Annotated in this window: 14 protein-coding genes; 10 read left to right on the plus strand and 4 right to left on the minus strand. The window is 65.3% G+C overall.

Annotation, left to right across the window (positions count from 1 at the left end; genetic code table 11):
- Positions 1-2: 2 nt before the first annotated feature.
- Entirely contained in the window at positions 3-635 is a 633-nt protein-coding gene (locus AB7F10_RS15735) for a hypothetical protein (RefSeq protein ID WP_428562820.1), read from the plus strand.
- 59 nt (positions 636-694) lie between these two features.
- Here the strand turns inward: AB7F10_RS15735 and AB7F10_RS15740 are convergent, their stop codons facing one another.
- Positions 695-850: a DUF1127 domain-containing protein gene (locus tag AB7F10_RS15740; protein ID WP_428562818.1), complete on the minus strand. Its 156-nt coding sequence runs from the start codon at positions 848-850 to the stop codon at positions 695-697.
- Positions 851-1,209: 359 nt separating this feature from the next.
- Here AB7F10_RS15740 and AB7F10_RS15745 point away from each other — a divergent pair, with 359 nt between their 5' ends.
- Positions 1,210-2,427 (plus strand): MFS transporter, encoded by a 1,218-nt coding sequence (locus AB7F10_RS15745; RefSeq protein WP_428562816.1) that lies wholly within the window; start codon positions 1,210-1,212, stop codon positions 2,425-2,427.
- Positions 2,428-2,440: 13 nt separating this feature from the next.
- Positions 2,441-2,896, plus strand: a complete 456-nt coding sequence (locus AB7F10_RS15750; RefSeq protein WP_428562814.1) for a MaoC family dehydratase — start codon at positions 2,441-2,443, stop codon at positions 2,894-2,896.
- 6 nt (positions 2,897-2,902) lie between these two features.
- Here the strand turns inward: AB7F10_RS15750 and AB7F10_RS15755 are convergent, their stop codons facing one another.
- Positions 2,903-3,259, minus strand: coding sequence for a hypothetical protein (locus AB7F10_RS15755; protein WP_428562812.1), 357 nt, complete (start codon positions 3,257-3,259; stop codon positions 2,903-2,905).
- A gap of 296 nt (positions 3,260-3,555) precedes the next feature.
- Here AB7F10_RS15755 and AB7F10_RS15760 point away from each other — a divergent pair, with 296 nt between their 5' ends.
- The 4 genes from AB7F10_RS15760 to AB7F10_RS15775 all read left to right on the plus strand — a co-directional run bounded on the left by AB7F10_RS15760 (position 3,556) and on the right by AB7F10_RS15775 (position 6,614).
- A complete protein-coding gene (locus AB7F10_RS15760; protein ID WP_428562810.1) occupies positions 3,556-4,446 on the plus strand; it encodes a sulfite oxidase heme-binding subunit YedZ in 891 nt (296 codons plus the stop codon).
- A gap of 15 nt (positions 4,447-4,461) precedes the next feature.
- Positions 4,462-5,163 carry an alpha/beta fold hydrolase gene (locus AB7F10_RS15765; RefSeq protein WP_428562808.1) on the plus strand — a complete coding sequence of 234 codons (702 nt, stop codon included), beginning with the start codon at positions 4,462-4,464 and terminating at the stop codon, positions 5,161-5,163.
- A 206-nt stretch (positions 5,164-5,369) separates the two neighbouring features.
- The gene (locus tag AB7F10_RS15770) at positions 5,370-5,795 is read left to right on the plus strand and encodes a DUF1236 domain-containing protein (protein ID WP_428562806.1); all 426 of its coding nucleotides are present in this window, start codon (positions 5,370-5,372) and stop codon (positions 5,793-5,795) included.
- Positions 5,796-5,933: 138 nt separating this feature from the next.
- Complete coding sequence (locus tag AB7F10_RS15775; protein ID WP_428562804.1) at positions 5,934-6,614, plus strand: trimeric intracellular cation channel family protein; 681 nt, start codon at positions 5,934-5,936, stop codon at positions 6,612-6,614.
- A 5-nt stretch (positions 6,615-6,619) separates the two neighbouring features.
- Here AB7F10_RS15775 and AB7F10_RS15780 read toward each other — a convergent pair whose 3' ends face one another.
- Entirely contained in the window at positions 6,620-6,892 is a 273-nt protein-coding gene (locus AB7F10_RS15780; RefSeq protein WP_428562802.1) for a GNAT family N-acetyltransferase, read from the minus strand.
- Positions 6,893-7,041: 149 nt separating this feature from the next.
- Here AB7F10_RS15780 and AB7F10_RS15785 point away from each other — a divergent pair, with 149 nt between their 5' ends.
- The 3 genes from AB7F10_RS15785 (at position 7,042) to AB7F10_RS15795 (ending at position 9,794) form a co-directional block, all read left to right on the plus strand.
- Positions 7,042-7,665 carry a glutathione S-transferase family protein gene (locus AB7F10_RS15785; protein ID WP_428562800.1) on the plus strand — a complete coding sequence of 208 codons (624 nt, stop codon included), beginning with the start codon at positions 7,042-7,044 and terminating at the stop codon, positions 7,663-7,665.
- Positions 7,666-7,902: 237 nt separating this feature from the next.
- Positions 7,903-8,106: a cold-shock protein gene (locus AB7F10_RS15790; protein WP_428562798.1), complete on the plus strand. Its 204-nt coding sequence runs from the start codon at positions 7,903-7,905 to the stop codon at positions 8,104-8,106.
- 1,319 nt (positions 8,107-9,425) lie between these two features.
- Positions 9,426-9,794, plus strand: a complete 369-nt coding sequence (locus tag AB7F10_RS15795; RefSeq protein ID WP_428562796.1) for a hypothetical protein — start codon at positions 9,426-9,428, stop codon at positions 9,792-9,794.
- 180 nt (positions 9,795-9,974) lie between these two features.
- Here AB7F10_RS15795 and AB7F10_RS15800 read toward each other — a convergent pair whose 3' ends face one another.
- Complete coding sequence (locus tag AB7F10_RS15800; protein WP_428562794.1) at positions 9,975-10,229, minus strand: hypothetical protein; 255 nt, start codon at positions 10,227-10,229, stop codon at positions 9,975-9,977.
- Between the last annotated feature and the right edge of the window lie 243 nt (positions 10,230-10,472).

The raw sequence follows: 10,472 nt of genomic DNA on the forward strand, positions 1-10,472 counted from the left end.
ACATGCCGAGGCGGCGCTATCAGTTTGTCGCGATCGCGGCTTTCGGCGTGGGTTTCGCGCTGTGCGCCACACCGGCGCGGGCGGACCGCAACAGCGTCATCGCCGAGACTTACCCGCAATATTCGGTTTCACCGCCGACCACCAACCAGATCGTGGTGTGCCACGATTTCGGCTGTCAGGGGCGCGCCGTGATCGGCGTGACCGCAGGCGATCGTCAGCAACTTGCGGGCATCATGGCGTCCGGCCGTGGTTCGGCGAAAGCGGAGCGCGCCGCGGTTGCGCAAGCGGGCGCCTGGTTCGACCGCCGCATCGCGCGAGCGGCCGGCACGGTCAATCACGTCGCGCGGGCCGGGATGTCCTACACCTTCAAGCCGGAGGGGCAGCTCGATTGCATCGACACCAGCCGCAACACGACGACGCTACTGCTGCTGCTCGACATGCTCCATTTGCTGCGCCATCACAGCGTCGATGCGCCGCGCGCCCGCGGGTTCCTGTTCGATGGCAAGCCGCCACACGCGACCGCGGTGCTGCTGGAGCGCGCGACGGGAAAACGCTGGTCGGTCGATGCCTGGACGCGGGCCTATGGGCAAAAGCCGGAGATCATGGCGCTCGACCGTTGGCTCGATGAAGACTGACGCCAAAAAACGAAAGCGCCCGCGCGAGGCGGGCGCTGTTCGCATCTGTCGAAAGGCGATTAGCGGCCGTGGGCGGCGCGCCAGGCAACCGTATGGATGTCCGAGCGGCTGATGCCGATGTCCTGCAGATCGCGATCACCGAGCTGCGACAGTTCGTTGAGGCTCTGGTGATAACGCCGCCAGGAGCGCAGGAAGCGGATGATACCGGTAAGCATTTGTTCCTCTTGAGTTTTTCGTCGGCCCAACCCGCCTTGAAGTCCTTGGTTCGAGGCCGGTCGACGTTCTGGGGCGGATATAGATGCACCGCAGCAAAAGCGGAAGCAATTATGTTGCGCTGCAGCTAATCGAAAAATGCATACCTTAAGTAACTGACAGGTAAGGAAATAAGCCGCCGCAGGCTGATTTTGAGGTGATTTATTGCTGTAATTAGATACCGTGCCATGCTTTTCGTGGATACTGTGAGGCGCGAATCTGCGTCGGCGCCCCCGATCAGGCCATTCGCCACCCTGTTACTGTGGTGCGGTGAGTCGCCCCGCGGCCGCGGTGCGCCCATTTTGATGGACTTGCCAGAGACTTGCCGACTGCCGCCGAGACCAAGCCGACCGACCGCCGCCTCGTCATTTCCGTGCTGGGGTTCGCGCAGATTCTCGGCTGGGGGACCTCGTTCTATTTTCCCGGGGTCTTCGCCAAGCCGATCATCGCCGAGACCGGCTGGCCGCTCACTTATGTGGTCGGCGGCATTTCCATCGCGCTTCTGGTCAGCGGGCTGATATCGCCGCAGATCGGCAAATGGATCGCGAATTACGGCAGCCGGCCGGTGCTGCTGGCGAGCCCGGTTCTGTTTGCCGCCGGTCTTGCCTGTATCGGACTGTCGTCCTCGCTGCCGGTCTATCTCGTGTCGTGGATTCTCGTTGGTCTCGGCATGGGCTCCGGCATGTATGACGCCGCTTTCGCCGCACTCGGCCGGATGTACGGGCAGGCGGCGCGGGGCCCGATCACCAATCTGACGCTGTTCGGCGGGTTCGCCAGTACGATCTGCTGGCCGCTCAGCGCGATGATGATTGACGCCGTCGGATGGCGTGAGGCCTGCCTGATTTATGCGACCCTGCATCTGCTAGTTTCGCTACCCATCCAGGCGCTGATTTTGCGCCATGAGCCGGTCAGCCATTCCGCCTCGGCGCCTGGAAGCGGCCGGCCACGCGGGGCGGAGCCCTCGCGGCCATCGAACCAGACGGCCGTTTTCCTTCTCCTCGCGCTGACGATGTCGTTCGCTGCCGGCGTCGGCGCCATTCTCATCATCAACCTCATTATCTTTCTTCAGGCGCGCGGGATCGACTTTGCAACGGCGGTCGCGATCGGCGCTGTGTTCGGCCCGTCGCAGGTCGCGGCGCGGGTGGTGGAGCGCCTGTTCGGCAACAACTATCATCCGATCTGGACTCTGGTGGTCGCCTGTCTGTTGATGGCGATCAGTCTGGTCATGCTGTATGGCGGAGTTCCGGCGCTCATTGTGATCATCGCTATTTTTGGCGCGGGCTTCGGCATTTCGTGGGTCGCGCGCGGCACGGTGCCGCTCGCGATGTTCGGAGCGGCGCGCTATCCGCAGATGATCGGCCGGCTGGCGCTGCCCAGCCTGATCGTGCAGGCGATCGCGCCGACGGTCGGCGCGTGGCTGATCGAGCGGGTCGGCGCGGATTCGACCATCGGCCTATTGACGGTGTTCGCGTTGATCAATGTGGTGCTGGTCGGCATGCTCTGGGCTGTCAGCCGCCACAGTCTGCAAGCGGACCACTGAATACAGGCAACCGATGCTCACGCTGCGCGCGCTCAATTTCGAGGATCTGTCGGTTGGCCTGACCGAACGGCTTTCCAAGACGGTATCGTCGTCGGATGTCGTCGGCTTCGCCGAAGTGACGGGCGACCGCAATCCGATCCATTTGTCCGAACACTTCGCGGCGAAAACGCCGTTCGGCACCCGCATCGCGCACGGACTCTACACGGCAAGTCTGATCTCGGCCGTTCTCGGCACACGGCTGCCGGGGCCGGGCGCGATCTACATTTCACAAACGTTGAACTTCCGCGCGCCGGTCAAGATCGGCGACACGGTGGACGTCTCGGTCACCGTCAAGGAACTGATGCCGGAAAAGAACCGGGCGCTGCTCGCCTGCACCTGCATGGTGGGCGACGAAATCGTGCTCGACGGCGAGGCCTGGGTGAAGGTGCCGTCGCGGGACGCCGGCGGGCGTCCGTCGCCGCGCGTCTGAGGCTTCCTACATTCCCGTCGGCGGCGCAAAGAAGCAGCGCGGCGAACCGTCCGGCCGCTTGCAGCGCCAATAGGCGCCGTCCGGCGAGGGCAGGGCCTGATTGAACGGAATGACCTCGGTGCCGAACAGCGTATAGCCGCCTTTGGCGATGCTTACATTCTTGCCGGGAACGACGAAGCAGTCGCCTTCGCCGCAGCACCACTCGCCGGCGGTGTTCTTGAAGCCGCCGCGGTTGATCCAGCTGTCGTGCGCCAGCGTGGCGCCTGTCGCGAGCAATAACGGAACCGAAACAAGCAAAGTTCGCACCAGCATTCGCACCATCGTGGCCTCCTGACGTTGGCCCGGCACGGCGATGTCCAGCACTCCTTGTTGTCGTATTCCTCCCCGGTCAGTTTCTGACGCTGTCTGCGCTCACGGCCGGTCGATTGTCCCGATGACGAATCGAACGCTATTTTAACGCTCGGGAAGCGACTCTGATCCCGCAAGACGCGAAGGTTAGCCGGCCTGTGTCGTTCGCAACACAGTTGGTCCAAACGACACGTTTGCGCAGCAATGCGATCAAGTCCGATCAATTTCGCGTCAGACTCGGTGCTTTGCACGCGGATTTCGGCCTCGCCGCATTGGGGCAGGTCCGGTCTCGTGCTAGTCGCAGGTCCGACATGGCTGGACCCGCGAGCCTCAGACAATCTTGGCATATCTGGACCGACCGTCGCGGCCGGCTCTCGGCGCTGCGCGTCGTCGCGCTCGTCATCCTCCTACTGCCGGTGGCCAAGGCGCTGTACGACGCCGGCCCGATCGCCCACGGCGCGCGTCCGATCAATGAGCTGATCCACCGCACCGGATTCTGGGCGCTGGTGTTTCTCGGCCTGGCGCTGGCGGTGACGCCGTTCCGCCGGATACTGCGTTACGGCAACCTGATCGACGTGCGGCGGATGATCGGCGTTGCGGCCTTCTTTTACATCGCTGCGCATCTTGCGCTGTTTTACGCCGACCAGAGTTACAGCGTCGTGAAGCTCTTCACCGAGTTGACCAAGCGCGTCTATCTCATCGTCGGCGGCATCGCCTGGCTCGGCCTGTTCGTGCTGGCGCTGACCTCGACCGACGGCATGGTCCGCCGGCTCGGCGGCGTACGCTGGCGGCGGCTGCACCAGATCGTCTATGTCGTCGCGCTGCTCGGCCTCATCCATTATTTCCAGCAGACCAAGGCCGATGTCACCGTGCCGACCTTCACCGCCGCGCTGTTCGGCTGGCTGGCGGGATACCGACTGATCGCCTGGTGGCGCGGCGCCGGCGAGTTGTCGACGCCGTGGCTTCTTGTGCTGACGGTTGCGATTTCAGTGCTGACGTTCGCCGGCGAGGCGGTGGGCATCGGCATCGCCTTCAATGTGTCGCCAATGCGCGTGCTGGGCGCGGCCTTCGATCTCGGCGCCGGCGTGCGGCCGGGCTGGCAGGTGCTGGCCGCGGGGCTTGCCGTCGCCGCGCTTGATTTTGCCGCGGGACGCTGGCGCAATGCCGGCCGCCGGCCGCGGCAGACCGCGCCGGCCGCATAAATCGGGAGAGTGGACGTGGCGGTATTTGTGGTCGCGCACGGCGCCTGGAGCGCTGGCTGGGCTTGGAAGAAAATGCATCCGATCCTGCGTACGCGCGGCCACAGTCTGATCACGCCGACCTATACCGGCCTCGGCGAGCGCAGCCATCTGGCACGGCCCGATATCGACCTCGACACCCACATCACCGACATCTGCCAAGTGCTCGAATTCGAGGATATCAAGGGCATCATCCTGATCGGCCACAGCTACGGCGGGATGGTCGCGACCGGCGTCGCCGACCGTGCCCGCGCGCGGATCGCCAAGCTTGTCTATCTCGACGCCTTCGCGCCGCGCGATGGCGAGAGTGTGTTCGGTCTGTTGCCTCCGGCGAGCGCCGCGCAGCGCAAGCCGGGCGAGGGCGACGACAATTGGCGCATTCCGCCGGGACCGATGCCGCCCGACACGCCGGAAGCCGACCGCGCCTGGTGCGATCCGCGCCGTACGCCGCAGCCGCTCAAGACGTTCGAACAGACGATCAAGCTTGCCGGCGAGCCGCCGATGCCGCGCCATTATATCTATTGCACGCGGCGGCCGCCGGACGATCGGTTCCGCCGGTTCCATGAGCGCGCCAAGGCGGAGGGGTGGGGCAGTTACGAGATCGACGCCAGCCACAATCCGCACATCACCAATCCGAACGGGCTCGCCGATCTGCTGGTCGCCATCGCCAAGCAGCCGTGACGTCTCGGAACTGACCGTGTCGACATGACGGACCGTTGCGCCGCGCGTGCGGCGTGCGGGCACAGTGATGCCGCATTGTCGTCGCATCGCCGCCTTTCGCAATCGCTGTCATGACTGTCCGTTCATCCGACATTCAAAAAAGTTCCATGCGGAACCGCGCGGCACGGCGCGCGTTATGTGACGGGTTCATCAAAAAGGAGTTCGTCATGAAGAGCATTGTGAAAAGTGTGATTGTCATTTCGGCCATGGCGCTGACGGTTCCGGCCTTCGCGCAGAGCGACAAGGGCGCGACCGGCGGCGCGGTCGGCGGCGGCGTTGCCGGTGCCGTCGGCGGTGCCTTGGTCGGCGGCCCGATCGGCGCCGTGGTCGGCGGCGTTGTCGGCGCGGGCGCCGGCGCCACCGTCGGCTCGCTGAGCGCGGACGACCGCACCTACATCCAGACTCACGTCTACGAGTCCGACGTCCCGAACGTGGTCGTGCGCGAGCGCGTCGCGGTCGGCCAGCCGCTGCCGGGCAGCGTGAAGGTCTACACCTTCGACCGGCCCGGCATCTCGTACCGCTACGCCCACGTCAACAATCAGTATCTGCTGATCGACGCGCAGGGCAACGTGGTCGGCGCGGTCGCGCGCTAGCGCAACGGCATCGACGGCCGGAACGCGCGGTTTCCCCTCCCGCAGACGTTCCCGAGCCGACAACGCCCGGTCCCGACGGACCGGGCGTTTGTCCTTGTCCGCCGGCCTGTGTACGGGCACCCGCGCGCGCTGGCCTGCGTGACGGCCGGCCGTTACAAGGAGCGCATGCTGGATACCGTGCTGACCGGGCTCGACTGGACCGGGACCGCGATCTTCGCGGTGACCGGGGCGCTCACCGCCTCGCGCAAGCGCATGGACATCTTCGGCTTCATCCTGCTCGGCGCGGTGACCGGCATCGGCGGCGGCAGCCTGCGCGACATGCTGCTCGGCGTGACGCCGGTGTTCTGGATCCGCGAGCCGGTCTATCTCGGGATCTGCGTCGTCGCGGCGGCGGCGACGTTCTTCCTCGCGCATATCCCGGAGTCCCGGTACCGCGCGCTGCTGTGGCTCGACGCCGCGGGGCTCGCGCTGTTCTGCGTGATCGGCGCCGACAAGGCGCTCGCCGCCGGCACGAGCGGCTTCATCGCGGTGGCGATGGGGATCGCGACCGCGAGTTTCGGCGGCATCATCCGCGATCTCCTCGGCGGCGAAAGCCCGCTGATCCTGCGCAAGGAAATCTACGTGACGGCGGCGCTGGCGGGCGCGGCGGTGTTCGTCGGCGCGGCGATGCTCGGCATGCCGCAGTTGCCGGCGACGCTCGCCGGCTTCGCGGTGTGCTTCGTGGTGCGCGCGCTGGCCTTGAGCTATGGCTGGTCGCTGCCGGTCTACCGGGCGCGGGCGGGACGCACGGCGGAGGAGATCGACAAGCTCGGCCAGTAGGCCGGTTATGCCGCGAGGTCGGCGTAATCCGGGTGGCGCTCGAGCCAGCTGCGCAGGAACGGGCAGAGCGGCTTCGCCTTGAGCCCGCGGGCGCGGATGTCGTCGAACACGCCCTTGGCCAGCCGCGAGCCGATGCCGCGGCCTTCGAGCGCCTTCGGCACTTCGGTGTGCACCAGCGTGATGACGTTGCCGGCGAGCTTGTAGGTGACGATGGCGGTCGCGCCGTCGAGGTCGAGCTCGTAGCGGTGCAGAGCGGGATTGTCTTTGATGTCTGACATGCAACGGTGGTAGCGCCGCGCCTCCGGCAGCGCAAGAGGCGGCATAAGTGGCGGCGACGGCCGCCATGATCTTGTCGCATCGCGCGGGGATGCTGCATCATTGCGCGCGCCGACCGCAGCGCCGCATCGCGATCCCGGGAGCCACGACGATGACCGAGCTGATGTTCTATCACGCGATCTCCTCGCGCGGCGCCGTGGTGCGCTGGATGCTCGAGGAGGTCGGCGAGCCTTATGACGTGACGCTGCTGAACCTGAAAGCGGGCGAGGGCCGCAAGCCGGAGTTTCTCGCCGTCAGCCCGCAGGGCAAGGTGCCGGCGCTGGTGCACAAGGGCGAGGCGACGACCGAAGTGGCGGCGATCTGCCTCTATCTCGCGGATGCCTTTCCGCGCGCCGGCCTCACGGTGCCGGTTGGCGAGCCGCGGCGCGGCCGCTTCCTGCAATGGATCGTGTTCAACCCGAGCGCAATCGAGCCGGCGATGATGGACGCCAAGTTTCCGCGAACGGAAAACCCGCCGCCGACGGCGATCGGCTATCGCAACCTCGACACGCTGCTCGATGTCGTGGTGCAGGGGCTCGGGCGCGGGCCTTACCTGATGGGCGAGCAGTTCACCGCCGCCGATGTCGTCACCGGCTCGGGGCTGCGCTGGGGCATGCTGTTCGGCATGATCCCGGAGCGCAGGGAGCTGAAAGACTATGTCGCGCGGCTGACCGCGCGGGAGGCTTTCCAGCGCGCGGAAGAGAAGGACGCCAAAGCCAGGCCGCAGGCCGGTTAACGCCACGGGCCGGTTAACGGCGCGGGGCAAATGAGGGCCAATCGGGCGCTTTTGGCGGCTCCATTGCCAATGGGCGGCCAACCGCGTAAGAGAGCACCGCAACCTGATTTTCGGTCTGCCTTGCTGTTGCTCCCGTTTTGGGCGCTGACCATCGCACAACCCAAAACCCGGATGCTCGGCCGCCGCCCGGTTCGCGGGACGGCGGTGTCGAGTGCGTTGCAAAGCAAGGAGGCCAACATGGCCACTGGTACCGTGAAGTTCTTCAACACCCAGAAGGGCTTTGGATTCATCACCCCGAACGACGGCGGCAAGGATGTGTTCGTGCACATCAGCGCGGTCGAGCGCGCCGGCATGTCGACGCTGAACGAAGGCCAGAAGGTGAGCTACGAAGTGATCACCGAGCGCGGCAAGCAGGCGGCGGGCAATCTGCAGAACGCCTGATGCGCGTCTCGTCCTGAGGACCTGCGCGCTTGCGCGGCGTCTCGCCGGATGAGCAGAGACCAGGACGCCCGGCAGCGATGCCGGGCGTTTTCCGTTGCGGGCGCCTGACGCGCGCAGATGCAACGCGACAGGGTGCCGGTTGACAGGCGCGGCGGACGGGCGGAGACTTTCGACGTCAGACAAGGGGAGGTCTCATGCTTCCACCGGGTCAAGAAGCCGCGATGACTGCCGGCGCTGACGCTCGGACGCCGGCATAGCGGGACATCACGAACGGCACGCCGGACGGCGGCGCTTGCGGGTCGTATCAGTCAGGCAGGACCCCACCTCAGCCGCTTCCGGCGCGCAGCTTTTCCTCACGGTTTTTCTGTTCGGCAATTCATGACGGCCATCGATGCCGTTGCGGCGCGTTCGGCCTGCGCGCGAGCGGCGCGGCCGAGGCAAGTGTCCGTGAGCGCGCCGTTCCCGGCGCGGCAGCATGTCCTCGCGCGGCGGCAGGCGGCTTTCGGGCAATATCGATGATAGGCGCGCGGCGGGTAGCGCCGGACCGCGACCGCGAGCACATGCGCGAGGCGGTCGAGCAGGAGATGCTGGATTGTTTCGATGCGGGTGGGGCGGGCGCTACCACTCATTGCAAACTCCGCTCATTCCCGCGCAAGCGGGAATCCAGAACAACGGCGGGTATCTTTTAAAGATGGATCCCCGCTTTCGCGGGGATGAACGGGGTTGGTGTATCGCAGCCATGGCTCTCCGTTCTCGCGGCGTGATTGACGTCCGAGTTGTTGAGGGAAATGGACTCCCTTCGGCCTTTCGAGAAAGGGAAGGGAACGGCGCGCCAGGACGCGCTGCCAGTCCTATGTGTGCGCGGCTCTTTGGAACCGCGCCGCGCCTCCGGGCGCGCCGTTTGCGGTGTCTTGCCGGCGGCGGCTGCGCTTTTCGTCGCCCGGCATGATGTCCGGGTCGTCCGTCAGCGAGCTCCTCGCAGGCCGGTCGTAGTGCCGGCCGGGCGGGTGTTTGCAGCTTGCGTTGCCGCGAACTGCGCACACCTGTTTGCCGTCGCCGCCCGAGGGCGTGGCTTGCTCACCACGCGCGCGGGCACCGCGCCTCTCCAGCACGACACGGTGCAACCGGTTCGCGCCCTTCATGCGAAGAGGCAGTATTAGGAATATAATCCAGACGGCGGAATGTCAAGCACCGCATTAACCGATTTGCGCGCTAACATTTTTCCGCGCCGGCGGGGTCTTGACGAATCCGGGGTCCGCACCAATCTTTCCCGCCGTCCACTCGAAAGGAGCCAACCTAAGGAGAGCAAGGAGGGTGTGATGGACGGCATCCGCAGACTGCACCGCAATACGACCGACACGACTTTCGACTGGCAGACGCTGATCCACCCGGCGTCGGCCTATGGCCACCCCCGCGACGTGCTGGCCGACGGCGACCTCACCACCAACGAGAAGCGCGCGATCCTGTCCTCGTGGGCGTCCGACGCCTGCGCGGTGCCGGAGACGCCGGGCCTGCGCCAGCCGCCGGGCTTTGCCGCGCCGGTGTCGTTCGACGACATCATCGACGCGCTGCGCGCGCTCGACGACGGGCCGCAGCCGCCGCGCCCCGGCGGCAAGAGCGCGCGAGTGCCGCGCTGGACCCGCGACCGCGGCGAGGGCAGCGACGGCGGGATGCGGGAGGCGGCGTAGAAGCGGGTGGTTTGCGTTTCGGGGACTTCTTGGTCATCACCGGGCTTGACCCGGTGATCCATGAAGCGTTGCCGCGAACGTAAGGCCAGCGGTCGAGGAGCATCATCATGGATGCCCGGGTCAAGCCCGGGCATGACGAAGAGAGACGGCCGCGCAGGTCTATCCTGCGCGGCCACCATGTTAATTCATCGATGATTTTCGATCTTCGATGTCGTCGATCTTTTGCTTCAGCTGTCGAAGCAGGCGGTTCGCAACCTCTGACCGAAGAGCCAATTGAACGCTCATGGCTTCTTGGTCCGAACTCGCAGGATGCGGACGATATTCCAGTTCGACGATCGGAAGTTTCCCGCCATTCTCCAGGATCATTTCTCCGACGCGAAAGCCGGTTACATAGCCGCCTGTCTGCATTTGGTTAGTCGCAGGTGTTTCTTTCATACCCAAAATCCTTCGTTGCCGCTGACGCGCCAGTGCTGGCGTCAGCAGATTGCGATGATTACAAGGAAATCGATGTGCGCGGACTAATTCACCGCTTGTTGCTTGCGACCCGTTGGCCGGGGGTTATTGCTTGTTATTTCATCGAGATAATACGAGTGAAATAGGATTGACGAAGAATGTCAATGTTCAAGACTAAAAGGAGGACAACCGAAGATAAGATGGTCAAATTGGAGATGGCGCGAC

This window comes from Pseudolabrys sp., from assembly GCF_050250095.1.
Taxonomy (GTDB): Bacteria; Pseudomonadota; Alphaproteobacteria; order Rhizobiales; family Xanthobacteraceae; genus Pseudolabrys.